The 24,757-nt window shown below is 72.9% G+C and carries 14 protein-coding genes and 1 pseudogene; 6 read left to right on the forward strand and 9 right to left on the reverse strand.

Annotated features, from left to right (window positions below; translation table 11 throughout):
• Positions 1-12 precede the first annotated feature (12 nt).
• Positions 13-6,279, reverse strand: a complete 6,267-nt coding sequence (locus ABZ172_RS07735; RefSeq protein WP_356881245.1) for an SDR family oxidoreductase — start codon at positions 6,277-6,279, stop codon at positions 13-15.
• On the reverse strand, positions 6,276-7,829 hold the full coding sequence (locus tag ABZ172_RS07740; RefSeq protein ID WP_356881247.1) for an acyltransferase domain-containing protein: 1,554 nt from the start codon (positions 7,827-7,829) through the stop codon (positions 6,276-6,278). Before ABZ172_RS07740 ends, ABZ172_RS07735 begins: the two co-directional genes overlap by 4 nt.
• A 1,647-nt stretch (positions 7,830-9,476) precedes the next feature.
• On the opposite strand from ABZ172_RS07740, the gene ABZ172_RS07745 reads away from it, so the two are divergent.
• On the forward strand, positions 9,477-11,390 hold the full coding sequence (locus tag ABZ172_RS07745; RefSeq protein WP_356881249.1) for a potassium transporter TrkA: 1,914 nt from the start codon (positions 9,477-9,479) through the stop codon (positions 11,388-11,390).
• A 141-nt stretch (positions 11,391-11,531) separates the two neighbouring features.
• On the opposite strand, the gene ABZ172_RS07750 is transcribed toward ABZ172_RS07745, so the two are convergent.
• Positions 11,532-12,089, reverse strand: coding sequence for a DUF3291 domain-containing protein (locus tag ABZ172_RS07750; protein ID WP_356881251.1), 558 nt, complete (start codon positions 12,087-12,089; stop codon positions 11,532-11,534).
• An 870-nt stretch (positions 12,090-12,959) separates the two neighbouring features.
• On the opposite strand from ABZ172_RS07750, the gene ABZ172_RS07755 reads away from it, so the two are divergent.
• The 3 genes from ABZ172_RS07755 to ABZ172_RS07765 all read left to right on the forward strand — a co-directional run bounded on the left by ABZ172_RS07755 (position 12,960) and on the right by ABZ172_RS07765 (position 17,939).
• The gene (locus ABZ172_RS07755; protein WP_356881535.1) at positions 12,960-14,825 is read left to right on the forward strand and encodes an ABC transporter ATP-binding protein; all 1,866 of its coding nucleotides are present in this window, start codon (positions 12,960-12,962) and stop codon (positions 14,823-14,825) included.
• Between the two features lie 494 nt (positions 14,826-15,319).
• Positions 15,320-16,993: a protein kinase gene (locus tag ABZ172_RS07760; RefSeq protein WP_356881253.1), complete on the forward strand. Its 1,674-nt coding sequence runs from the start codon at positions 15,320-15,322 to the stop codon at positions 16,991-16,993.
• 505 nt (positions 16,994-17,498) lie between these two features.
• Positions 17,499-17,939 (forward strand): VOC family protein, encoded by a 441-nt coding sequence (locus ABZ172_RS07765; protein ID WP_356881255.1) that lies wholly within the window; start codon positions 17,499-17,501, stop codon positions 17,937-17,939.
• A 364-nt stretch (positions 17,940-18,303) separates the two neighbouring features.
• Here ABZ172_RS07765 and ABZ172_RS07770 read toward each other — a convergent pair whose 3' ends face one another.
• The 3 genes from ABZ172_RS07770 to ABZ172_RS07780 all read right to left on the reverse strand — a co-directional run bounded on the left by ABZ172_RS07770 (position 18,304) and on the right by ABZ172_RS07780 (position 21,412).
• The gene (locus ABZ172_RS07770) at positions 18,304-19,092 is read right to left on the reverse strand and encodes an alpha/beta fold hydrolase (protein ID WP_356881257.1); all 789 of its coding nucleotides are present in this window, start codon (positions 19,090-19,092) and stop codon (positions 18,304-18,306) included.
• 164 nt (positions 19,093-19,256) lie between these two features.
• Positions 19,257-19,832: a transcriptional regulator gene (locus ABZ172_RS07775; protein WP_356881259.1), complete on the reverse strand. Its 576-nt coding sequence runs from the start codon at positions 19,830-19,832 to the stop codon at positions 19,257-19,259.
• Positions 19,832-21,412, reverse strand: a complete 1,581-nt coding sequence (locus ABZ172_RS07780; protein ID WP_356881261.1) for a helix-turn-helix domain-containing protein — start codon at positions 21,410-21,412, stop codon at positions 19,832-19,834. Before ABZ172_RS07780 ends, ABZ172_RS07775 begins: the two co-directional genes overlap by 1 nt.
• Positions 21,413-21,576: 164 nt before the next feature.
• Between ABZ172_RS07780 and ABZ172_RS07785 the strand changes: the two are divergent.
• Together ABZ172_RS07785 and ABZ172_RS07790 are read left to right on the forward strand one after the other, a co-directional pair.
• Positions 21,577-21,765 (forward strand): annotated as a pseudogene (locus tag ABZ172_RS07785) (LLM class flavin-dependent oxidoreductase); the annotation flags it as partial.
• A gap of 141 nt (positions 21,766-21,906) precedes the next feature.
• Positions 21,907-22,656 carry a VWA domain-containing protein gene (locus tag ABZ172_RS07790; RefSeq protein WP_356881537.1) on the forward strand — a complete coding sequence of 250 codons (750 nt, stop codon included), beginning with the start codon at positions 21,907-21,909 and terminating at the stop codon, positions 22,654-22,656.
• A 642-nt stretch (positions 22,657-23,298) separates the two neighbouring features.
• On the opposite strand, the gene ABZ172_RS07795 is transcribed toward ABZ172_RS07790, so the two are convergent.
• Genes ABZ172_RS07795 through ABZ172_RS07805 form a run of 3 tightly spaced genes read right to left on the reverse strand, consistent with a single transcriptional unit; the run spans position 23,299 to position 24,510 of the window.
• A complete protein-coding gene (locus tag ABZ172_RS07795) occupies positions 23,299-23,838 on the reverse strand; it encodes a TetR family transcriptional regulator (RefSeq protein ID WP_356881263.1) in 540 nt (179 codons plus the stop codon).
• Positions 23,759-24,193 (reverse strand): multidrug efflux SMR transporter, encoded by a 435-nt coding sequence (locus ABZ172_RS07800; protein ID WP_356881265.1) that lies wholly within the window; start codon positions 24,191-24,193, stop codon positions 23,759-23,761. The genes ABZ172_RS07795 and ABZ172_RS07800 overlap by 80 nt, the downstream gene beginning before the upstream one ends.
• The gene (locus tag ABZ172_RS07805; protein WP_356881267.1) at positions 24,190-24,510 is read right to left on the reverse strand and encodes an SMR family transporter; all 321 of its coding nucleotides are present in this window, start codon (positions 24,508-24,510) and stop codon (positions 24,190-24,192) included. Before ABZ172_RS07805 ends, ABZ172_RS07800 begins: the two co-directional genes overlap by 4 nt.
• Positions 24,511-24,757 lie beyond the last annotated feature (247 nt).

The following is a 24,757-nucleotide window of genomic DNA, read 5'->3' on the forward strand; positions in this document are numbered from 1 at the left end:
TCTCCTCGGCTGTCACGAACGGGGCGGCTGGGGTGCGCGGGGGTGGGGCCGGACCAGTGCTCCGCTGTGGTCCAGGGCGTGTGCGCTGACCCCGGTGATCCGGGCCAGCACGCGGCCGCCGCCGGCCACGGCGGTCAGGGCACCGGTGGCGAAGTCGCAGTGGAGCCGGATCTCCGGGTGGTCGGCGCTGAGCCGGCAGTCGTTGCCCGGTCCGCCGAGGTCGACCTCGTCGAGGCCGGCCATCGGGCCGACCGCGGGCGGGCTGTCACCGGGCGGTGGCAGCAGCAGCAGGTGGACCATCGCGTCGAGGAGGATCGTCGGTACGGTGGTCCCGGCCAGGACCGGGGCCCATGCCTCGTGGTCCAGGCGGAACCTGCCACTGTTGCCGTCCGGCCCGCGCGCGTAGTCGCCGGTGCCGGCGAAGGGGCCGGTGAGCGAGATGGGCGGGTCCGGGGAGTAGACCGGCATCGCGAAGTCGGGCTGGGGTTCGTGGGCGGAGCTGTCGGGAGGCCCGGGGAGACCGGGGTAGCGGTCCGCCAGGACGACCTTCGTCTCGCACAGCAGGTCGTTGAAGCGCAGCACCGTGCCGTTCGTGCCGATCCGGTGCGCCGTCATCCTGACGTCGACCTCGGCGCGGCCGTCCGTCCGGCTCGTGACACGGGCCTCCACCGCGACGGTGCGGGGCGGCCCGGCGAGTCTGATCTTGATCGACGCCCGGCAGACGAGCCCGCGGAACCCGGTGACGACGAGTCCGGGGCAGAGCTCGGCCGCTGCGCCCGCGGCGGCCTCCAGGGTGAAGGTGCCGGGCAGTGTGTACTCGCCGTTGACGCGGTGGTGGCGCATCCACCGCCCGTCCCGCTCGGCGAGGGTGGCCGGGTCCCAGGTCTTGGTGAAGACCGCCCAGTCCGCGCCCCGGTACAGGACGCCGTCGAGCAGCGGCGTGGTCAGCGCCGGGTCGGGCCCGGCGGGCGGCGGCGCGTCCGGGGCCGGGACGGGCGGGGTGCCGGAGGAACCGTGGGTGCTGATCCCGCGCCGGCCCAGCAGGACGCGTTCCTCCTCCCGGATGAAGAACGCCACGCCGCCGGCCGGCGGCCGGGTCACCGCGGAGAGGAACTGCGTCTGCCCCTGGGCGGTGCTGATGTAGGCGTCCATCCCGTTGCGTCTGAGGGTCTCGCGCATGGTGGGGCTGCTGGCCACACCGACCTCACGCCAGCCGCTCCAGAGGACCGCGACCTCGTGGTGGCCGTCCGTCGCGTGCCGTTGGGCCCGGGCGCTCGCGTAGGCGAGGTATTCGTTGACGGCGCAGTAGTCGATGTCACCGGGTGCGGGGGCGAGCGTCGCCAGGGTGCTGAAGTTGCACCAGATCCGGGGCGGCCGTCCCGCCAGGGCGCGTTTGAGGTTGCGGTAGCCGGTGGCCTTCGTGGCCCGGACCGCTCGGAAATCGGTGAGGGTCTTGGCGTGCAGCGCGCGCGAACGCAGGTCGAGGACGGTGTTGACGAGCAGGTCGATGCGTCCGTGCCGGTCGAGCACCTCGTCGAGGACGGCGGTGGTGCGCTCGGCGTCGAGGACGTCGCACACCCGGTGGTGGACACGGCCCGGGCCGCAGACTTCGGCGAGGCGTCGCACCGTACGGCGTACCTCCAGGCGTGCCCGGGCCTTCTCGTAGGCGGTGCGCAGCTCACCCACCGATGCCGCGGGGCGCCTGCGGCGCTCGGCGGTGATGAACTCGGCCTGGGGCGGCAGTTCCTCGTCGCTCTCCGCCTGCGGGGTGCGGCCGATGAGGTACACGTGGGGACGGTCGGCGGTGCGGGCGACGGCGTGGAGGAGTTCCGGGGTGATCCCGCGGGCTCCGCCGAAGGCGACCACGACCGCGCCGGGTGGCAGGGAGGCCTCCTCGGTGGGGGGCGGTACCGGGTCGTCGACGACGGCCGGGGTGAACCAGGCGCCGCCACGGCAGGCGAGCGTGTGGGTCGGCACCCGGGCGGTGACCGCCCGGGCCAGCTGGTCCAGTGCGGTCGCGGCGTCGGATGCGTCGCTGAGCAGGGTCACCCCGCCGCACTGCGGGACCTCGGCCCGGACGGAGCGGATCAGGCCGGTGAACAGGCCGCTCAGCGGGGCGGGCAGATCGTCCGGTACCGCTCCGAGCAGGACCGCCGCGAGCGAGCCACCGGCCCGCAGGGCGGGCAGCGCCGCCTGGAGCGTGGTGAAGGTGAGGTCCTGGAGGTCCTCCATCCGGGCGGCCCCGGCCTCGTCGCTCCCGTCGTCGTCGACGGGCAGCCGGGACAGGACCCTGATGTGGCGTGGGACGAACGGCAGGCCGGCGAGGGCTGCTGACGCGGCCTCGGGTGCCACATGGACGGCGGCGCCGGGTCCCGGCCGCGGTGACCACACGGCGGTGTCGGGGCCGGTGACGGCCTCGGCGAGATCCGGGGCGTCGGTGAGGACGATGGTGCCCGGCGGGACCGGCCGCGCGTCCGGGGACCCGGGCGGCGGGGGCGCCGGCACGAACCGGAACGTCTGACGGCGGCCGGTGTCGCCTTCCGGCTCGGGAGCCGCCGCCGCATCGGCATGTGGTGGGGCGGGGGCTGAGCTCTCCGCCCGGGCACCGGCGTTCTGTGCCCGGGGCGTTGACGGCCCAGGCACCGCATCGGTGCCCTGCGGTACGGCCGGGGCGGGCCGCGGTGTGGGTGGGGCCTCCTCGGGGCCGGGGGTGTGGGGAGGCGCGGTGGCCGGCCCGGTGAAGCGGATCAGCGGGGACCCGGGAGCGGCCGGCTCCACCACGGTGTCCCGGCCGGTGGCGACGGCGTCGACGACGGCCAGCAGCGCGTCCAGCGACAGATAGGTGTGTCCTGCGCCGGCCAGCGCGGGAAGGGTGTGGGCGGGTGCCGCCGGGCGCGGACCGGTGGCGCCGGGCGAGGTGGTGAGGGCTCCCAGGACGGGCAGGCCGTGCTCCAGTGCCGTCGAGCGCCGGGTGACGGCCAGGATCGCGGCCCCCTCCGCGATGGACCGGCCCTCCGGCACCAGGCCGGAGAGGTGGCGGTCCCAGCCGCTGATCGGCCGCTGGCACACGGCGCCGACCAGGGCCAGATCGCAGGCGCGGTGCCGGAGCTGGCGCAGCGCGAGGTCGACGGCGCTGTGCGCGGAGTCCCGCTGCGCGTAGACGCTGGTCCCCATGCCCCGGAGGTCGTAGTAGTTGGCGGCCCGGCCCGACAGGATGCAGGAGACCGCACCGGTGAAGTCGTCCTCGTTCAGGTCGCCGGGGATCACTCCCTCGGCCTCCGCCATGCCCTTCGCGAGGTGTTCCTTCAGCGTCCGTGCCTGCGCCGGGTCGGGCAGGATGTCGAACGCGGTGGCGCACTCGGCGGCGTGCACCCGCAGCGCGGCCCGGGTGTTGTGCGTGGTCGGCAGGGTCGATCCGATCATGATCGCCGTGGTGGGCCGCAGGGCGGTGCCCGGCTCGCCGAGCCGCTGCAGGAGCGGGCCGAGGGTCTGGAGCACCATCAGGTGGGCGGGGTCCATGTGGCGCATCGTCAGGGGCGGGATGCGCACCTCCCGTGGGGACGGCAGGGGGTACGGAATCCCGAAACCGGCCTCGGGGTGCGGTCCCTCACCGCCCAGCCAGGCGGGCACCTGACTGGATTCCAGTCCGGGCAGGTGGGTGTTCCAGCCCACGACGACCAGGTCCTCCGTGTCGGCGGCCACGTCGCCGCCCCGCCGCTCCGCGGGGACGGTCCGCGGCACCCGGTCGGACAGGACCACGTGCGCGTCCGCGCCTCCGAGACCGAACGACGACACCCCGACCACCCGCGGCCGTACGTCCTGGGCCGGCCAGGGCGCGTCCTTCACCGGGACGGTCAGCCGCTCGCCGTCGCCCAGCAGCGGATGCGGATCGGTGACCACGGGCTGGCCGGGGACCGCCCCGCGTTCGAGGGAGACCAGGGCGTGCGCGACCGAGACGAGGCCGGCCAGGACGCCGGTGTGCCCGAAGACCTGCTTGTTCGACGTGAGGAGGCACGCCCGCTCACGCGGCCCGAGCCGGGACAGCAGCGAGCGGAGTTCGATCTCGTCGCCCACCGGTGTGCCGGTGCCGTGCGCCACGACCCAGTCCACCTCGTCCGCCGCGATCCCCGCGTCGGCCCAGGCCCGGGAGATCGCGAGCTCCTGGCCGCGGGTGGCGGGAGCGTGGATGCCCTTGCCCCGGCCGTCCGCCGCGAGTCCGGTGCCCCGGATGACCCCGAGCACCCGGTCGCCGTCGGCCACCGCCCGGTCGTAGGACTTGAGGGCCAGGGTGACGGCGCCCTCACCGATCAGCGTTCCGTCGGCCGCCTGGTCGAAGGGGCGGATCCGGCCGCTCATCGAGATGCCCTGGGCGCGGCAGAAGAGGGTGAATCCGATCGGTTCGATGATCGAGGTACCGCCGACCAGGGCGATGTCGGCGGAACCCTCGCGCAGCGCCTTGACCGCCGCGTCCACGGCGAACAGCCCGCTGGCGCAGGCCGCGTCCAGGGTCAGGTGCTGGGCGTCCTCGGGGATCAGTCCGCGCAGCGCGTTGCGGCTGACGGACGCGGGCAGGTAGGCCTGCGGGTCGCCGCCGTCGCCCCCGTAGTACGCGGTGATCGCGTGGTCCGCGAGCTCGGCCAGCCAGTCGCCGTCCGCGTCGGCGGGGAGGGCGTCGCGCACCATGCGCCGGTACTCGTCGCCCAGGACGACGCCCTGGGTGCCGAGTCCCGTCTGGTCGTGGATGCCCGTGGTCGCGGCGAGCCACCTGTCCGTCGGCCGCCGGCGTACGCCTTCGAGGGCCTGGACCGTGCAGTGCCGCAGCCAGCGTGTGGTCCGTGGCCACCCGGGGTGGCCGGCGTTGCCGTCCGGCTCGGCCACCGAGGCGGGTTCGGGGACGAAGCTGTGGATGTACCCGGCCTCGCGCACGTAGAAGGCGTCGGTGTCCTCCCGCGTGGGCGCCCAGAAGTGCTTCAGGTCGAAGGCGGACGGTTCGCTGGAGAGCAGCACACCGTCCCGCAGCCGGTCCCAGAACTCCGCCGCGTTGTTCGCGCCGGGCAGCGCCAGTCCGAACCCCACCACGGCGACGGCCCCGGGGTCCGTCTCCGCGGACGGCCCCTGCACGGGGGGCGCGGTCGGAGCGGGGGCGGGCGGGGGCGCCTGCACCCGGGCCGGCTCGGGAGCGGGCCCGGCCGGGGGCGGTGCGAGGACCGGTGCCGGCCCGGAGGTGGATACGGGCGTCGTGGGCGGTGAGGGTGTCGGTCCGGAGGTGGATACGGGCGCCGGGGGCGGTGCGGGTGTCGGTCCGGCAGCGGGGGGCGGGGTGGGCGCCGGCCCGGCAGCGGCGGGCGTCGCGGGCGGGACGGGTGCAGGTGCCGGACGGGCGGTCGTCGGTCGGCCGGAGGCGGACGGGCCGGCTTCGGGCTGCGGTGCTGCGGCGAGCGGGTGCGGCCGGTTCCGCGTGGATGCGGTCACCTGGTCCGCCAGTCGGCTGTGCAGGCGCATGCCCTGCATCCCGCCGATGCTGATGCCACCGTCGGCGACGAGGGTCTGCCCCGTGATGAAGCCGAGGTCCTCGTGCAGGAGGTGCACGATCAGCCTGGCCGCCTCCGGCGTCGAGAGGGTGCGGCGCATCAGCTCGCCGTTGTCCGCCGGGCCGCCGAGGGCCGCATCCGGGGCGTCGAGATTGACCACGATCTCACTGGCGACCGAACCCAGCAGCACCGTGTTGACCCGGATGTCTTGACCGGCCAGTTCCAGCGCCAGATAGCGGACCATCGACTCCAGCGCCGCCTTGGTGACCCCGCCCGGTCCGTAGCCCGGGACCGGCTGGTGCGCTCCGACGCTGGACAGGCAGAGGACGCTCGCGCCCTTCCGTCCCGCCATGAGCGGGGCCGCACGGCGCGCACAGTGGTAGGCCGCCATCACGTTGGTGGACCACGCCCGCTGCCAGTACACGTCGTCGACGTCGAACAGGGGCAGGAACGCCCCGCCCGCCGCGTTGTTGATCAGGATGTCCAGGCCACCGTGCCGCTTCTGGATCAGGTCGAACATCCGGTCGATCTCGCTGGTCCTGGCCACCGAGGCGCGGATGAACTCGCAGCTGTGACCGGCCTGTTCCAGCTCCGCCCGGAGCAGTTCGGCCTGCTCGGCGGAGTGGAAGTAGTTGACGATCACATGCGCGCCGCCCCGTGCCAGGTGGCGGACGATGTCCGCGCCGAGGCTCTTCGCGGCACCCGTCACGAGTGCGACCCGGCCGTGCAGGCCGTCCGTGGAGGTCATCGCGCGGCAGCCTCCGCCCGGCCCTGCACGACGGTCTCCGCGATCCGGCGCAGCGTGCCGACGGTCAGCAGGGAGGAGTTGGCCCGCAGCTCGGGCAGGTCGAACCGTTCGGACACCCGGCCGAGCAGAACGACCTGCTTGAGCGATTCCACGCCCAGTTCGGACTCCAGGCCGTCGTCCTCACCGAGCAGATCCGCCGGATAGCCCAGGAAGTCGCCGTAGAGAGAACGCAGTTCGGCCAGCACCGCGTCGTAGTCCAGGTCTGCGGAGGCGGGCGGGCCGACAGGGGCGGCGGAGGTCGGAGCGCGCGTGTGCGGCACTTCTCCCACCGGGGCGGCGGTGGCCGGATCCTCGACGACCGGGGCGGCGGGCACCGAGGACTCGGCGACCGGATCCGCGGGGGCCTCGTGGGTGGTGGACACCCGGGAGGGGGTGGGGGCCGGCACCGCCGGTGCGGCGATGTCGGGTACGCCGTCGTCGGACGGCGCAGCGGGTACGAAGACCTCCGGCAGCGGCCTCGCTGCTGCCGGCGCGGGGATGATGCTCGCCCGCGCCGCGGGTGGGGTGCCCGTCGGCGTCGGCGGGCGCGATCGGAACCGGCCGACGTCGGCGGACTCGGCGAGCAGCGTCCGCACGGCCTCGACCGGATCGCTCTCGCTCAGCGGGACGACGCACTGCACGCCCGGGACCGACGCCTCGACGAACTTGGTGACGACCGGCCACTCCCCGCACTCCACGAAGGCGTCGGCGCCGGCCGCGTGCAGCTCACGGATGGTGTGCAGCATCCGGACCCGGGCGGTGAGGGCTCCGGCGACCAGGTCGACCGGATCGTCGTCGCCGACGTCCCGCCCCAGCCAGGGGGAACGCACCCGCCAGCGGCCGGACCCGTAGGAGACCTTCGGCGCGGTGGCCCGCAGGTCGCGTGCGGCCTGCGCCATCGCCGGTGTGTGCGTCGGGTGCGGTACGTCCAGGGGGAGACTCGGCCAGCCGAAGGCGTCGGCCACCCGCTCCACCTGCTCGATCAGTCGCTCGGGACCGCTGATGACGCTCTGCCGGGGCGCGTTCTCGCAGGCGAGCACCAGGTCGGGATGGTCCATCAGCCCGGCCAGCGATTCCGCCCGGCGGCCGTCCACACCGACGGCGAGCATCTTTCCGTCCCAGTTCTGCCGGCTCAGCACCTGGGAGCGGGCCACGGCCAGCCGGGCGGCGTCCTCCACGGACAGGTGCCCGGCGGCGGCCAGAGCCCAGAGCTCCCCGATGCTCTGGCCCACGATCGCGAACGGCTTCACGCCCTCGGCGACCAGCATGTGGTGCGTCGCGATGCTGACCGCGAAGATCTCCAGGTACTGCGTCTCGGGGCCGCGCCGCTCGCTCGTCCCCTCGCTGTCGATCAACCGGGCGCTGACGGGAGGCAGTCCCATCTCCCGGGCCGCCTTGTCGATGCGGGACAGTGTCTCCCGTACGGTCTCGTAGCGGTTGTGCAGCTCGGACAGGATGCCCGCGCGCGGGGCGGCCACCGTACCCGGAATGACAAAGACGGAATCCACCACGTGCATCACCCTCATCTCCGTCCCGGACCGGTGACGGCGAAGCGTCGGCCGGCCGGGCTCTGATACGCCACGACGGCGCGACGAAATCGACGACTTGCGTGCGCTTGCTTCGCTGTACCGGAGGGACGGGGACGGCGAAATATGTCCCGTCGTTGATTGCCATTTCCCGAGGCGCGAACCCGCACAGGGAGTTCTCTGCCGAACGGGGCGCCGTTACAAGCTAACCGGGCCCTTTCTGAAGGGTCAATGATCCCCAGGCCCCAATTTCAGCCTAACGGAAGTGACTTCATCAATTCATCCAGCATGTACGGGCGACGACAATGGCCCTCTTGCCGCTCCGTGAGGCCCCGTGTTAGCGACACCACGCCTGTCATGACATCACCGCCTATAGGACATGCTGCGTCCCCGTGCCGAGGTGGCGTCGAAGCAGCGAGCGTCCGGGATTCTGAACATGGTCCGATGAGCTGTATTGGCCGAGATGCGGCTCAGGCACTCGGTCGCCCCGGCCCCGGTCTCGTGCGGCGGCGCTCACGGGTGGCCACCCGCGTCCCGTCGTACACATCGGGCACGCGGGTCCCTCGCGACGACACCTACCACCCGAGCCACACGGGCATTTGCGCAGCTCACGCAGCACGGCAGCCTGTACACCGGTGTGGTCGAGCGACAGCATCCCCATGCGCGTCCGGAGTCGGAGCACACAGACGGACGCACTCGCCGGGCCCCGAGGACGGTCCCCCGCACCGCCCTCCGCCGCGTGTCACCCGCGTATCCCCTCCCCCTGCCCGGTCCGGCGCGGCTCGCACGAAGGGCGCCGCCCGGGCGGGTCAGCCGCCCTCCTGCCCGTCCGGTGGCGGACCCGCTCGGCAGCCGGGGCGTCACGGGCGCGGCCTGAGGTGATCCACGGGAAAGGCGCGACGGAACGGAAACATGGCACCCTCTCCCGGAATTCGAAAGGAAAGGCGACTCACGCATCGGGCCGGCACATACGCACCCACCTTCCCGTCAGGGAAATTCCGTCAGCCTGCGGGCAGTCACACTCACATGCCGTCGGCATTCAGGGGTCCGCACCATCGAACCGTTCACGCCGTTCGCATACAATCGGCGCAGCCTCCGCCCGCATCCCCACACGGCCGGCGTCCTCCACCTGAATAACGGATGAATACGCCGAGCGGCGTCGCGTGGCCCAGGTCGCGTCCACGACCGCCGGACTTCGATGGCGACGGCGCGCAGGGGGCCGCCACCGCCAGGCCGGTCACCCGCATGATTGTTCCGTCAGGTACCTCTCGGGCCGGAGATGTCGTACGCCGCGCCCCTGACGCCCCGGCAGGGAGGCCGGGCGCTTCCCGTCTCCCTCGCGCGCCGGCCCCGCCCGCGAGCGACGGGACGGGCGGCCGCAGCCGCCGGTCGATGGCTCCTGCGGCGGACGGGCAGGCTCAGCACCAGGAACCGCGCACCGAGGGCGGGGCGGACGCACCGACCTGGGCGCGTCTCCCGCCCACGGGCCGGGTGGCCTGAACCGGCCCGTGCACGAGGTCGCTCGGCCGGGAGCCCTGAGGGGGCTGGGAGAATGATCAACTGTGTCGGCCATGGCCGTGACGAGGGATTTCACGGTCTGTCCGCAGTCCGTGCGCGATGGGGAGGGCAGAGATGGGAAAGAGATTACGGACCCGGTTCAGGTACTGGTTCGACGGCACCATGGACCGGGGGACGCCGGCCCTGATCGGGTGGTTGGGGCTGTCGTCGGCGGTGCTCATCGTGCTGGCCTCGACCCTGGTGGTCCTGTTCACGGACACCGACGCGGAGAGCAACGGCGGCTGGCTGGGCGTCGCGTGGATGAGCCTGCTGCGGACCCTCGATCCCGGCACCATGGGCGGGGACACCGGTGGCCCGGTGTTCCTGGGTCTGATGCTGGCGGTGACGCTCGGCGGCATCTTCATCGTCAGCGCGCTCATCGGTGTCCTGACCACCGGTCTGAACCAGAATCTCCAGGAACTGCGCAAGGGCCGCTCGCGGCTCATCGAACGCGGGCACACCATCGTTCTCGGCTGGTCGGAGCAGGTCTTCACGGTGGTGGCCGAGCTCGTCGAGGCGAACCAGAGCGAACGCCGTTCCTGCGTGGTGATCCTCGCCGACCGGGACAAGATCTCCATGGAGGACGCGATCCGGGCCCGCATCCCCGACACCGGCAGCACACGCGTCATCTGCCGCTCCGGGAACCCTCTGGTGCGGGCCGATCTGGAGCTGGTGAGCCCCGACACCGCCAAGTCGGTCATGGTGCTTCCGCCGGAGGGCGTGGGCCGTGACATCGAGGTCATCAAGGCCCTGCTCCTGCTGCACAGCCGGCGGTGGACCGGGAACCGCCCACAGATCGTCGCGGCCGTCCACGACTCGGAGAATCTGGCAGCGGCCCGGCTGGCCGCCGGCGGGGGCGCCCTGGTGATCGACGCCGAGGACATCGCGGTCCGCCTCATCGCGCAGGCGCACCGGCAGACGGGTCTTTCGGCCGTCTTCAACGAACTGCTGAGTTTCGTCGGCAACGAGTTCTACTTCTACGAGGAGCCCACCCTGGTGGGTTCGACGTACGGGCTCGCCCTGAACGCCTTCGAGCTCGGTGTACCGGTCGGGCTCCGCACCCGGAGGGGAGACATCAAGGTCAACCCGCCGATGGACACCCTCATCGGCCCGGGGGACCAGATACTCGTCGTCGCCGAGGACGATCTGCTGATCCGCCTCGGCGAGTCCCGGCCGGCGATCACCGAGTCGGCGATCACCACGGCTCCGGCCCAGTCGCCCACGCTCGACCGGACCGTCCTGATCGGCGAGAACACCCGCACGGCGAAGCTGGTCACCCTGCTGGACAGCTTCGTCCAACCCGGTTCGACCCTGGACATCGCCGCGCCCCGCAGGCCGGAGACGGTCCTGGCCGACACGCTCGTCAATCTCACCGTGGGGTTCAAGGAGTGCGAGCCGACCCGGAGGTCCTCGCTGGAAGCGCTGGACCTGGGCGGCTACCAGCACATCGTCGTGCTCTCGGACGACACCGTCGCCCCGGGCCCGTCGGACGACCGGACGCTGGTGACCCTGCTCCACCTGCGGGACATCGAGGAGGCGCTCGGTGACCCGTACTCGATCGTCACGGAGATGAACGACGACGGCAATCGCGAGGTCGCCCAGGTCACCAAGGCCGACGACTTCATCGTGAGCACCAAGGTGATCAGCCTGCTGCTCACCCAGCTGACCGAGAACCGCCATCTGCACGCCGTGTTCACGGATCTGTTCAACCCGGAAGGCTCCGAGATCTACCTCAAGCCGGCGTCCAACTACGTGGTCCCCGGTGCCGAGGCGAACTTCGCGACGGTCATCGAGGCCGCACGGCGACGCGGGGAGACCGCCATCGGCTATCGGCTCGACGAACACGACGAGGAGCCGCCCGGCTACGGCATCTTCCTGAATCCGCCCAGGGCGGCCCCGATCGTGTTCGGCCCGGAGGACACGGTCGTCGTCTTCGCCGAGGGAGAGGCCGCCGCCGACAGCGACCAGGGGCACAGCGGCCGGATGTGACCTCGCGGTGGCGGCGGTTCCCCGGGACACGACCGCAGGATCCGGACCCGCGGTCGCCCGGGGCCCGTCGGACTGGGGGCCCCGGCCTCGTGGCCGGTTCACCGGACCGCCGGGACCGGACCCGGCCGTCGGGCCTCCTCGTCAGCGGGCCGGGTCGTTCCCCGGCCCGGCAGCGCGGGCCCCGGCCTGAGTCCCCTCCGGGTCGAAGGTGCGGCGGAAGGTGAAGGCGTCCGGCACGGCACCGCGGTCGCGGAGGCGTTCCAGCCGGGAGACCCCGTCCAACCAGGTGGGCACCGCACCGTCGGGTACCCACCAGAGCACGTGATTCGGGTGTCCTGTCCTCGTGAACCAGTCGTGACGCCTGTTCAGCGCCTGGCGGTGCAGACCGGTGTAGAGGGCGTCGAAGGCGCGCTGCGGGTCGGTCCAGAGGGAGAGGGTCGCGGCCAGAGCGGTGGTGTCCGCCGTACGTCCCCGGTCGTACCAGGCCGGTACGGCGAACTCTCCCCATGCGCCCCAGTCCGCCTCGAAGAACACACCCGGGCCGGCGTCCGCCGCTTCCGCGCGAGCGAGGTATCCGGGGTGCTGGCCGATCTTCCGGTAGACGGCCTCGCCGAGCTCGTGGAACTCGCGCGTGAGAGGCGCGGGATCGGCGAGCGGCGACGCCAGGACGCCGAAGGTGTACAGCGCAAGAGCGGGCATGCGTCTCTCCTTGGTGAGGGCTGTCCGTGGGGCGTGCCTACGGGCGGATCCGGTGCGGCGGTGCCCGCGGGGGCGCACGAGCGGGGGTGGGACGTGACCCGCCCGCAGGTGAAGGTAGCGGTCGCTGCGGGCGGTGTCGACGTTGCGTTTCCCCTCGTCGTATGGCTTCGTGCACGGGCCATGACGGGTACGGGAAAGGCTGGCGGAAGGGACGGGCCGCGGGGGCCCGCTGTTCCGCTCCGGCCGGTCGGTCCGCCCGCCGCGCCCGCCACGGCTCCCCGTCCGGCGGACCGTGCACCGCCGCGGTCCGGGTCGACGGCCGTCACTCCCGGCCGTTCCGTTCGTGGTCGTCGCGGCGTGCTCGGTGACCGGTTCCGCTGCCGGATCCGACCGCTCGCCGTCGGCGTCACGCCTCCGGCCCCGCCGCGCACGGCCGTCCGTGCCCGGCACCGCTCCACCGGCCGGCTCGGCAATACCCCGGAGGGGTGACCCGAGCGACTCGAACAGCTTTGGCCGGTCACGGCCGCGCCCCGCCCGCCCCTGCGGCCCGATCAGAACATGCGTTCACGAACTGAGCCGTGACGCGGGCCGATCCTGCGCGTTCTTGGAGCACCAGTGCCATTCGACCGCCCCGATGGAGGAACGTCATGAGCCCCGCCCCTCCCCGTGCAGCAGCCCTCCGGATTCGAACAACGGCCTGCCCTCATCGGCGTGCGCCTGGTGGACGGCCCCCCGCCGCGCAGCCCGTCCGGATGCGGGGTGGGCGGCATGAGTGAGCCGGCCGAGAGTGTCCCGGGCCCGCGCCCGGTGCCCCTTGCCCCGCCCCGCTCTCCGGAAAGCGGGGCGGAGCAGGACTCCGCCGCCCCGGAGATGCGCTATGTGGACCTGACCGGCAGTCGTGAGGCGGCCGGCCGCTCGATCCGGATGCGCGACATGGCCCGCCGCCTGCCCCGGCTGGTACGGCGGTCGCTGGCCCTCGCGTGGCGTGTCGACCGACGGGCCACCACGGGGCTCCTGCTGTGCCAGACGGTGGCGGGCGTGATGCAGGCCGTCGGCCTGATCGCGATCAGCGGCACCCTCACCGCTCTGCTGACCAGCGGTGACGTCTACCACCGGCTCCTGCAGGCGTGGCCCTCCGTGGCGCTGCTCGCCCTCGCGACCGGGGTGCGGGCGCTCCTGGGCATCACCGTCAACTGGCTCTCCTCCCGGCTGGGCCCCCTCATGTCGCGCGAGGCCGAGCAGATGCTGCTCACCGGCTGCGCCGAGGTGGAACTCTCGGCCTACGACGACCCCGGCTTCAACCGCGACCGTGAGGCCGCGGACCGCGGGGCGCAGGTGACCGGCGACCTCATCGACGAGGGCCAGGACCTGATCGCCTCGGCGGCCTCCTTCCTCGCCGGGGCCGTCGTGCTGGCCGGGGTGAGCTGGGTGCTCCTCCCCCTCCTGGTCGCGGCCAGCCTGCCGCAGGCCCTGGCCCAGGTCAGCGCCGCCCGTGTCCGATACCTGGCGAACCTCCGCAGCAACGGCGACAACCGCATGCTGTCGGTGCTGCGCTGGCACATCTTCACCCGCGACGCCGCCGACCAGATCCGCGCCGGCACCATGGCCGGCTTCCTGTCCGGCCGGTACCGGCAGACGGTGTCCCGGATCAACCGGGAGGACCGGACCGCGGCCGACCGGGGCGCCCGCATGTCGCTGGTCGGTGCGCTCTGCGGCGGCCTCGGATCGGCCGTCGTGTGGGCGGCGGTGGTGTGGCTGCTGGCCACCGGCCGCATCAGCGTCGGGCACGCCGGGACGGCCGTCTTCGCCCTGCAGACGGTGGGCCAGTCCGTGCGCGGGCTGGTCGCCGTCGGGGCCCGTGCCGTCCGTACCGGCCTCTACATGGACGACTGGACGCGGTTCCTCGAACTGGCCGGCGGGTACACCGTGAACCGCGGCGAGCACCGGCCGGCACCACCGGACAGGATCGAGATCAGCCAGGTCTCCCACCGCTACGCCGGCAAGGACCGGAACGCGCTGTCCGACGTCTCGCTCACGCTGCGCCGGGGCGAGGTCACCGCGCTGGTGGGCTTCAACGGTTCGGGGAAGTCCACGCTGTCGAAACTGGTCAGCGGGCTGTACCTGCCCACCGGCGGTCAGGTCCTGTGGGACGGGGTGCCCACCCGCGACGCCGACCCGCAGGCGCTGTGGAAGCAGGTCGCCCTGGTGCCGCAGGACTACGCCCACTGGCCACTGACGGTCCGTGAGAACGTGACCCAGGGGCAGCCCACGGCCGGGGGCGACGCGGCCGTGCACGAGGCGTGCGAGGCCGCCGGCGCCGACGAGGTCGTCGCGGGGCTCGGCGCGGGCCTGGACACGCTCCTCGCCCGCGAGTGGCTCAACGGGGAGGAGTTGAGCGGCGGGCAGTGGCAGCGCATCGCGCTCGCCCGGGCGTTCTTCCGCGAGGCCGGTCTGCTGGTCCTCGACGAACCGACCGCGAACCTCGATCCCCGCGCCGAGTTCCGGATCTTCCAGCGGCTGCGCGACCTGGCCCGCGACCGCGTGGTCCTCCTGGTCACTCATCGCATCACCAACGTCGCCGTCGCCGACCGGATCGTGGTCCTCGACGGGGGCAGGGTCGTGCAGGAAGGCACCTACCGGGATCTCGCCGCTGAGGAGGGCGGTCTGTTCCGGCAGTTGCTGTCCTACCAGGTGACCTCCGGCCGCGAAGACGACCGGCAGGGGACACCGGGGTGAACCGCCGGACCGGCTCCAGGCGCTCCGCCCACGTCCGCGGCCCCGGCCGCACACACCGGCGGCCGCGCGCGGCCGTGACCGCTTACAGCGGCGACCGCGCGCACCTCGGCCCCCGGCGACACGGAACCGCCTGAGGACGGTCCGGACCCCGCCATCGCTCCCCTGGTCGGACCTCAGCCGCAAGTGGGCGTCCGACCAGGGGACTTCGGCTCCGCCCGCGCCGTATAGGCTCTGCATCTGTGCTCCCCCGCCACGGATCGCCGAGATGTCCGGATCGGATCGGTCCGCCGGGTCGGCTCCACTCACCGGTGAAGATCAGACCGTCATGCTTTGTCGTATGATCCGTTGAAATGGCCGCTCCGCTGTGGTGCGGTCCCGCAGCCACGTACCTTGCTGCACGGGCGGCCTGGTCTCCTGTCGAGGCAACGGCCCACCCGAGGCGAACCGGGCGGAAACTGGGCGTTCGGGCAGGGTATCCAGGAGGAATCCGCGCAGTGCAACCCCTCGCCGACTCAGATCCGGTCCGGATCAGTCGATACCGTCTCGCCGGCCGTCTCGGGGCGGGAGGTATGGGCTCCGTCTACCTCGGCAGCACCCCCGGAGGCCGGCCGGTCGCGATCAAGGTCATCAGCGACCAGTTCCAGTACGAGGAACAGGCTCTGGAGCGATTCCGCCGCGAGGTGGGCACGCTGCGCAGCATGCGCAGCGCCTACTCCGCCTCGCTCATCGACTCCGGCCTGGACGCCCCGCCGTACTGGTTCGCCACCGAGTACGTGCCCGGCCGGACCCTGGACTCCGCCGTGCGCACGTCCGGTCCGCTGCCCGTACGGCTGGGCCTCGGGCTGATGGCAGCGCTGGCCGAGGGGCTGTCGGACATCCACGTCCACGGGATCCTGCACCGCGACGTCAAGCCGCAGAACATCATCCTCTCTCCGGTCGGCCCCCAGCTCATCGACTTCGGTATCGCCAGGGAGACCGGGCAGACCGCGCTGACCCAGGTCGGTCACACCGCCGGCAGCCCCGGCTTCACCTCTCCCGAGGCACTTCAGGGGGAGGAAGTCGGGGTCCCCGCGGATGTCTTCGCGCTGGGGGCCACTCTCGCCTTCGCCGCCACCGGCCGCCCCCCGTACGGTGGCGGTTCCTTCCCCGCGGTGGCCTACCGCACCGTGCACGGCGAGATCGATCTGGACGGGATCGATCCCGCGCTGGCCGAGATCATCGCGGCCTGCACCGACCGCGACCCGGCCCGCCGGCCGGCTCCCGAGGAGATCGTGGAGCGGTGCCAGTCGGACACCTCCCTGGCGAACGATCCGTCCTACCAGCGGATCGCGGCCTCCGGTTCGACGGACGGTCTGCCGGCCCTTCCTCCGGCGCCCACGGTCCTGGACGCCTCCGCGGATTCCCGGGGCGTCCCGCTCGCCGCGGCGCCGACCCAGGTGGTTCCCGCCCTGCCGGCAGCTCCGACGACGCCTCCGGACTCCCCGGCCCCGACGGCGGTCCAGCCGGCCGGCACCCACCCCGCAACCGCTCCGGCGCCCGTCGCCGTGCCGCCCCTGAAGTCCTCCGGGACTCGTCCGTGGAGGCGGAAGGCGGTGGTGGCCGTGGCCGCCGTCGCGGTCGTCTGCACGGTGGGCGCGGTCCTGGTGACGTTCGGCATGGAGGGGTCCGGCGGCTCCGGCTCCGGGCCGAAAGCCGGTTCCTCGCCCTCGGAGAAGGCGACCGAGCCGGACGGCGGTGCGGGCGGTGCGGCGGACCCCGTGTCCGAGCAGGAGGAAGGGCAGGAGCAGGGGCAGGACCAGGAGCAGGGAGAGCAGCAGGGACAGGAGGAGGAACTGCCCGAGGAGAGGGTGATCAACTCGCCGATGAGCCTGCGGCCCGGTGACGAGATCTCCGCGGCCAAGATCCGGCTGGTCCTCCAGCGTGACGGCGGCCTGGTCGCCTATGACGAGCTGAACCAGGCCCGCTGGGATGCGTGGGGCAACGGAGCGGGCACGCGCGCCGACTTCCAGCCCGACGGGAACTTCGTCGTCTACAACGCGGAGGACCAGGCGGTGTGGGCCAGTCAGACGGACGGGCACGAGAACGCCGTTCTGAAGCTCCAGAGCGACGGCAACATCACGGTCGTCGACGGTGACACCATCCTCTGGGCCGCCGGAACGAACCACTGACGCGGCAGGGCCGGCCGCCGGGCCGCCGTACCCCTTCGATCGGGGCGCGGGGCGTCGTCCGGTCGGCCCACGCCTCCTCGGGGACCGCTTCCGGCCCGGGGCGGCCGCCACCCGCCGCGGGTGGGCACTCCTGCTGGTTCAGCCCGTGGACCCCCGCGGGCTGAACCAGCAGGCGGTCACCGGTCGCGCCGCCCGCCGAGGCGTCCGGGGACCCCGCGCCCGTGCGCGACGAGCAGGTCAGCGCCCCGCGCGCAGGGGGGCGTTCGGGCTGTCTGCCGCCCGTGACGCGCTCCCCGGTGCATCCCGCGGTCCTCCCGGAACGGCACGCGCCCGTGCACGGGGGCGGTCGCCCGTGCCCCGCCCGGCGGGTCTGCTGTGCCGGTGCCGACGCGTGATCCAGAATTTCGGAGTCCGGCGGTCCCGCCGTGTCGAGAACGTGCCGCCCGCTCCGTCCCGGGTGCATCGGCGGCCACCACCGGCAGCCCGAGGAGAAGGAGAGACCGGCATGGCGATCCAGCGGATGGACAACGTCGGCATCGTGGTCGAGGACCTGGACGCCGCCGTCGCGTTCTTCGTGGAACTCGGTATGGAGCTGGAGGGCAGGGCGGAGGTCGAGGGTCCCTTCGCCGACCGGTGCACCGGGGTCGACGGTGTGCGGTGCGACATCGCGATGGTCCGGACCCCGGACGGTCACAGCCGGGTCGAACTGGCGAAGTACCGCAACCCGACGGCGATCGGCGCCGGGCCGCACCACCGCCCGCACCACGTTCTCGGCACGCACCGGATCATGTTCGCGGTCGACGACATCGAGGACACCGTCGCCCGCCTTCGGCCGCACGGGGCCGAACTCCTCGGCGGGATCGCCCGGTTCGAGGACAGCTATCTGCTCTGCTACGTCCGCGGACCGGAGGGCGTCATCGTCGGACTGGCCGAGCAGCTGAACTGAGCAGCAGGCCCGCACCGCGCGGACCGGGGCAGGTCGCCACGGTCGTGCACCGGCCGTTCGTGTGCCCGTCGCGCCATCGCCGGGACGACGGCGGGCGGGGCGGTCGTGAACGTCTCCTGCGCCACCGCGCCCCTCGCCATCCCCGGCCGCTACGTCCACCACGCGACGGCGAAGGCCGCCGTGGACACCGGGACAGCCGGCTGTCCGAGGTGGCGGCGGCCGACCGCGTCACCCCGGCACGAACTCGGCCGATGTGCACGCCGGCCCACAGCGGCCGGCCGGGCTGACGGCGGTCATCCCGGCGGGCCGCGCGGGCACTCCCGGGGAGACCGCCGGAGCGGCCGCCCGGCTGCTCCCGGACCTGCTACGGCGTGTGCACGGTGGTGAGGAAGTCCAGGACCGGAGGACCGGCCTGTGCGCGGAACTCCTCGAAGTAGGCGTGCCGGGCCCCGGGGATCAGATGGAGCCGGGCGCCGGGGATGCGGTCGGCGAGCAGGTGCGCGTTGGCGGTGGGGTTGAGCCGGTCGTCGCTTCCGTGGACGACCAGCGTGGGCGCGCCGATGTCCGGCAGGACGTCCCAGGCGTCGTGCCGGTTGCTGGCCACGAGGTGGTGGCGCCGGGCGTGGGCGGGCATGCCGGGGTCGCCGAGGGTGTGGTGCGGGCCGGGACGGGAGGCGATCCACCGGGGGGTGTACATCAGCTCCAGCAGGGCCTGCCGCGCGGCGCCGGGCTGAGGTTGCGCCAGGGCTCTGCGCACCTCGTCGCTCCGTTCGACGCTGTGCGGACCACCGGGCGAGGTGCAGCCGAGCACCAGGGCGCCCACCCGGTGGGGGTGACGGGCCGCGAGCAGCTGGGCCACCCGTCCGCCCATGGACGTGCCGTAGACGTCGGCCCGGTCGATGCCGAGTGCGTCGAGGACGGCGATGACGTCCTGGGCGAACAGGCCGGTGCTGTACGGGGTGTCGGGCTTGTCGCTCCGGCCGGTGCCCCGGTAGTCGAGCGTGAGTGTGCTGCGCGCGGAGTGGAAGTCGTCGCGGACCGCGTCCCACCAGTGGTGGTTGTTGGCCTGGCCCGCCAGCAGGACCAGTGGTGGTCCCGAGCCCTGGAGCTGGTAGGCGATGCGGGTTCCGTCCGCTGCCGGGGCGTATGTCATCGGTCTGCTCGTTTCTGGAGGGGACGGGGCCGGGCCTGCATCGGGCGGTGGCACCATGGTCTCCGCTCCCTCCGGTCCGGTCGGTGTCTCCGCAGCCGTCCCGGCGTACCGGGTCCAGGAGCGCGCCCCCGGACCGGTGCCGGGACGCGACGGCTGTGCACCTCTCAGGCGGCCCAGCCGATGGAGGAGACATTGCTGTAGGCGTCGTACTGCGAGCCGAGATCCTGGATGATCTCGTCCCAGATCGCGTCGAGTTCAGCCACGTTCTCGTCGAGCCAGGCGTCGACGGCGCGGTCCCAGACACCGCGCACGTTGATACTGCGGGCGGCCAGGTCGCGCCGGTGCCGGCTGTCGACGGCGGACTGGTCGACGGGGTTGATCTCGACCCGGGTCCCCCGGCCGTCGTTGTTGAGGCGGTGCTTGAGGTCGGTGGTCACGTTGCGGCGCCGCAGATCCCAGTACGCGGCGTCCAGGCGGGTCCGGTTGGCCTTGTTCGGGGTGCGGTCCTCGGCGAGCCAGGCGATGAGGGTGCGGGGCGAGACGTGGATCCCGGCGCGGTCCATGGCCTCGTAGCCTGCGTCGGTCCTGGTGAGGTAGCGCAGACGGGCGGCGAGTCCGCGGTCGCTGTCCGCCGGGGAGGCGATGCCGGTGACCATGTTCTCGATGGCCGCGCCGAGGGCGTCGGCTCCGGGCAGCCCGCGGGCGTTGAACACGCCCAGGTCCATCCAGCGGCCCGCCATCAGCCGGTCACCTTCCCGACCGTGTACTCACCGGACGCCTTGGCGTCGCCGTACTTGATCTTCATCTGGGAGACGCCCCGCCCTTCGGGGAACACCCGGCGCCAGTCGCCCGTGACGTGGAGTTCGTCGGTGCCCGTCATGCTGACGACGTCGAGGCCCGCCTGGTGGGCCTTGTAGGCCTTGCCCCAGAGGTTGGCGTACGCCTGGGAATGGATGATGTGCATCCAGTCGGGGCGGACGATCTCCCGGTTGTGGACCGACTCCCCCATGGTGCTGATGAACTTGCTGTACATCGCCTTGACGTACTCCAGCGTCAGGAAGTCGCCGCTCCCCAGGGCTTCCTCGCGGGCGGCGGACAGCAGCTTGCGCAGCGCGTCGAGGAAGTTCTCCGTGGCACCGGAGGTCCACGACTCGTGGATGACCGGAGCGTCCGTCAGGGCGTGCTTCGGACCGGACAGGCGTTGCAGGAGGCGCAGAGTGGCATTGGTGACCCACAGGGCGCCAGGCTCGTCCCGGTCGCCGATCGGGTCCGGGAGATGCGGGTGCCGCCATGCGCCCGGGGTGACCAGGTGGACCCCGGAGCGCTTCGGCTCGACACCGTCCGCGCCGGTGCTGTGCTCCAGCTTGCCGATCGGCAGCCAGCACTTGAGGGCCGACAGATAGGCGGCGTTGACGTCCAGCGCGGTCACCCGGATGTCGCCCGGGGCCCGGAGCGAGTAGCCGGGGTGATGGAAGCGGGGACGGGCCTCCCAGATCTGGTCCGGGTCCCGCTTCGACGGCTTCTTCAGGATGTCCGGGAGGGCCGGGTAGGCGGTGTAGTCGTAGCGGGCGGTCGCACGCGTCTCGTCGAAGAGGTGCATCACGTCGGGGATCGCCCTCTTGACCAGCGCCGTGAGCGCCGCGTCCTCGTCACCGCCCGCGCGCTCGGCCTCCTCCTGGACGGCGCGCGCGATGAGGAGGGTGGTGTCGGCCTGGGCGCGGGCGGCCGAACGCGCGCGGCGCTCCGGGCGGTTGTCCGCGCGTGCCGGGACGGGCGGGGCGGGCGCGGGCGCGGCGACCGCCGGAGCCGGGGCGGCCGGTGCGGTCTGCGGGTCGGCGGGTGCGGCGGGTCGGCACAGGGCGCCGGAGTGCAGGGGGCGGCCGTCGGTCGACTGGTAGGTGGTGGTGACACCGCACCGGACGCACGGGCCGGGATCGCCCTCGATGGCACGCCCGTCCAGGCCGCGCAACGTCTCCAAGGCGGGTGCGGGTGCGGCGGGGACGGTCTCCGGGGCTCCCCCGGGGGCCGCTTCCCGGTCCGGTGCCGAGGCGGGCGGGGCCGCGGGCTCGGGGAGGGCCGGGTGGATCTCGGCGAGTCCCTTGAGGAGCCGCAGATAGGGGAAGCGTCCGGGCGGGGCCGGCTCGGAGACACCGGTTTCCCAGTTCGCCACCGTGGTCCGTCCGACGCCGACCGCGGCGGCGACCTGGGCGCGGGACAGTCCCGCGGACTCCCGCAGACGCTGGCGCTCCGCCGGCGGGGGGATCGAGGCGTTCAGCCTGGCTTCCTCGAGAAGCGCTTCCACACCGTTGTGTTCACCCATACCCCGACCCTACAAGTTTTGGTCGGAAACCGGGCGACGGCTGGACGTGTGTTGAACGGGTCCGGGTGAACCGGCCACCGCGTCCGCCGGGTGGAAGGGCTTCGAGGTCTTCGCGGGCCGTGTGCGGAGGCACTCGGCGGTACAGGCTCGTCGGATGTGCTGCGTTCGTGCCCGATCCGGCCGGGACCTCCGAGATGATCGCCGAACAGCTGGAGGCGCACGCGGCGTTCCGCGAGGTGGACGAGGTGGCGTTCGCCCTGCCCTTCACCTTCGGACGCGAGGACTACGAGCAGATCCTCACCGACATCGCGACGAAGCCGGCACCGGCACTGGGCTGGCGGCCGGGCACCTGAGGCGGGTGCCCGGCCCGTGGCCGCTGTCCGCGGTCCCGACGGGCGGGCCGGGAGGGGGCCCGCCGGGACCGCAGACAGCGGATTCCTCGCACGTCCGGGGTGCACACCCCACCCGACGGGGGCATGGCCCACCATGGAGAGGTGATCGTGTCGAACAGCGGTGAACGCTCCTCCGCCATCAGCCTGACAAAGGTCATGGAACGGGCGCCCGACCTGGTGGATCTGTACGAGGCGGCCGGCAGCAGCGTCCGCGCACACGGCCTGGAGGGCGTGCGGGCCGCGGTCTACCTGGTGCTGGACCGCTCGGGATCCATGCGGCCCTACTACCGCGACGGCACCATGCAGCACCTCGCCGAACAGGTGCTGTCCCTGTCCGCGCACCTCGACGACGACGGGGTCGTCCCGGTCGTGTTCTTCTCCACCGATGTCGACGGGTCGACCGACCTGACGCTCGGCCGGCACCACGGCCGCATCGACAAGCTCCACGCGAACCTCGGCCACATGGGCCGTACCAACTACCACTGGGCCATGGACGAGGTCATCGACCACTACATGGCCTCGGGCAGCGACGCTCCCGCCCTGGTCGTCTTCCAGACCGACGGCGGGCCCACCAGCAGGCTCGCCGCCGAGCGCTACCTCTGCAAGGCGGCCCGACTACCCCTGTTCTGGCAGTTCATCGGCTTCGGGGACCCGGACGACAACGAGTTCGCGTTCCTGCACAGGCTGGACACCCTCGCCGTCCCCGGCCGCCGTGTCGTCGACAACGCCGGCTTCTTCCACGCCGGCCGCAGGCCGCGGACCACCGACGACCACGCGCTCTACGACCGGCTCCTCCAGGAGTTCCCCGCATGGCTCGCCGAGGCACGGACCGCCCGCGTCCTCGACAGGTGACGCGGTGTCACCCGCGGCCGGTGCGTGCCACCGAGGGGAGTTGACGCGGCACCCGCCCGAGAGCCCGGTGGCCGGCAGGTCGTCGGCAACCTGACGGACGCATCCGTCCCGCTGCCCCGGGGCGAGGTCCTCCTCGCTTCGAAGGGGTCCCGGATCCGGGTGAGGCCGGCCGCTCCCGGGCACGCACCCGCCGGGCCCCGGCGAGGTCGAGCACATCCGTCTCCCCTGCGCGCCCAGATCGACGCCGGCCGCGAGGAGGGCCCGCAGGTCGAGGCCAACATCTACTGACCTCCCCGTCCCGCACGAGGCCCGCCCCGGCACAGCTCCGGTGGCGGGCCTCGGGTGCCGGGGCGCGGCCGGACGGCCCCTCCGACGCGAGGGCCGGGTGGTGACCGCCTGGAGGTGCAGGGACGGTTCATCCCCGGGGCCCGGCGACCCGGTCCGTTCGAGGGACGGGGCCCTACGCCTGCGGTGCGTGCCGTGCCCGCGGTTCGGAGACCTGTACGTGCGGGGCGCTGCGGACCGCCGCAGCACCCCGTACGTCGCCGTGCTCAGGTCCTGCCGGAACGACGCACCCGCCGGTGCGTCGGAAGGAGCCGTCCGCCGGTGCGCCACGCGCTTCCCGCAGACAGCCCCGGGGGGTCACGCGTGGTGCAGGATCGCGGCGACTTCCCTGGAGGTGGGGACGTGTTCCTGGAACAAGCAGTGCATCTGGAGCCCGTCGGCCGTGGCTACGAGGCGATCGAGATCGGCGGGCGGTACCAGGCCGGTGAGCCGACGGCGCAGGTGTTCCACCGAGTCCGCGCCGATCTGCCGCAGCCCGTCGTCGCGCATGCCGAGGACGTACAACTCGTACGCGACCATGCTCGTCGCCCGTTGTTCGGTGAGCTGATGCACGATCAGTGCGGCGAGGTCGTCGACGACGGTGTCCGGTGTGGAGGCCGCCAGCCACGTGTCGAGCCGGCGCGAACGCTCCTTCAGGACCTGGCGGCAGGCTTCGCTCAGGAGCGCCGGAACCGAGTCGAAGTAGTAGCTGACCGACGCCACGGGCACCGCGCAGCGGTCGGCCACGGCGCGTGCGGTGACCGACCCGACACCTCGTTCATGGATGAGCTCGACCGCGGCCAGCGCGATCCGCTCGCGGCGCCCCGGATCGTTCGGTGTGCTCTTGGGACGAGCCACTCTCTGTACCTCCTGGCGGGTCCTTCTTACCGGCGTTGACCATCATGACGCCGACGACCACCAGGCCGATCCCGGCCCACGACGCAGGAGAGAGCCGGTCGGCGAAGAGGGCCGCACCGAGCAGGGCGATCCCGAGGGTCCCGGCGCCGGTCCAGATCACGTACGCGATGCTCATCGGAATGGTCTTCAGGACCAGCGCGAGCACCACCACCGTCGCCGCGTAGGCGCTGATCGAGAGCAGCGACGGCCACAGGTCACGGAAGCCGTGCGAGGCCTTCAGCGCCAGTGTCGCGGTGATCTCCAGCACCACGGTCAGTGCGAGCAGGAGCCAGGCGCGCGGCGGGTAGGCGCTCACTGTCCCGTCCCCGCCCCGAGGAGGCTGACCCCGACGACCGTGGCCGCCACTCCGGCCAGTTGCAGGAAGCTCAGACGCACCTCGTGGAAGATCCGGTCGATGACCACCAGGGCGACCGCGGCGGCGCCGGTCCACACCGCGTAGACCAGGCCGACCGGCTCGTGCTGGACCAGCCAGGCCATCGCCGCGGTGGCGGCCGCGTAGGAGAGCAACGCGGCGACGGCGTACCCCCACCGTGTGAATCCTCGGGAAGCGCGGGTGCACAGGGTGCCTCCCAGCCCGGAGAGCACCGCAGCGCCCAGGATCAGCATGGTCATCACCACAGAATATGAACATGCGTACATACACGCAAGCGGTGGTCTCCCCGACGGCAGGGTCACCCGCGCACCGTGGCCGCCCGGGAGCCGGCGGGCCGGGCCCGGGCACTGTTGACCCGCCGAGCCGCTGAAACAGCGATCACCGTCACCTGCCGAGCCGCCGATCTGCCGGGCTGCCGATCTGCCGGGACAACGATCGAGGTCGCCGGCCGGCCGATGGACGACAGCCACTCGGCGGCGAGAGCGC

This window comes from Streptomyces sp. NPDC006296, assembly GCF_040613235.1.
In the GTDB taxonomy this organism is placed as follows: domain Bacteria; phylum Actinomycetota; class Actinomycetes; order Streptomycetales; family Streptomycetaceae; genus Streptomyces.

What these genes read in the sequence shown, in the direction of transcription:
- ABZ172_RS07750 (WP_356881251.1), bottom strand. Translation starts at nt 12,089, where the DNA reads ATGCCCGCTCTTGCGCTGTACACCTTCGGCGTCCTGGCGTCGCCGCTC.
- ABZ172_RS07745 (WP_356881249.1), top strand. Translation starts at nt 9,477, where the DNA reads ATGGGAAAGAGATTACGGACCCGGTTCAGGTACTGGTTCGACGGCACC.
- ABZ172_RS07735 (WP_356881245.1), bottom strand. Translation starts at nt 6,279, where the DNA reads ATGACCTCCACGGACGGCCTGCACGGCCGGGTCGCACTCGTGACGGGT.
- ABZ172_RS07765 (WP_356881255.1), top strand. Translation starts at nt 17,499, where the DNA reads ATGGCGATCCAGCGGATGGACAACGTCGGCATCGTGGTCGAGGACCTG.
- ABZ172_RS07770 (WP_356881257.1), bottom strand. Translation starts at nt 19,092, where the DNA reads ATGACATACGCCCCGGCAGCGGACGGAACCCGCATCGCCTACCAGCTC.
- ABZ172_RS07755 (WP_356881535.1), top strand. Translation starts at nt 12,960, where the DNA reads ATGCGCTATGTGGACCTGACCGGCAGTCGTGAGGCGGCCGGCCGCTCG.
- ABZ172_RS07775 (WP_356881259.1), bottom strand. Translation starts at nt 19,832, where the DNA reads ATGGCGGGCCGCTGGATGGACCTGGGCGTGTTCAACGCCCGCGGGCTG.
- ABZ172_RS07780 (WP_356881261.1), bottom strand. Translation starts at nt 21,412, where the DNA reads ATGGGTGAACACAACGGTGTGGAAGCGCTTCTCGAGGAAGCCAGGCTG.
- ABZ172_RS07805 (WP_356881267.1), bottom strand. Translation starts at nt 24,510, where the DNA reads ATGACCATGCTGATCCTGGGCGCTGCGGTGCTCTCCGGGCTGGGAGGC.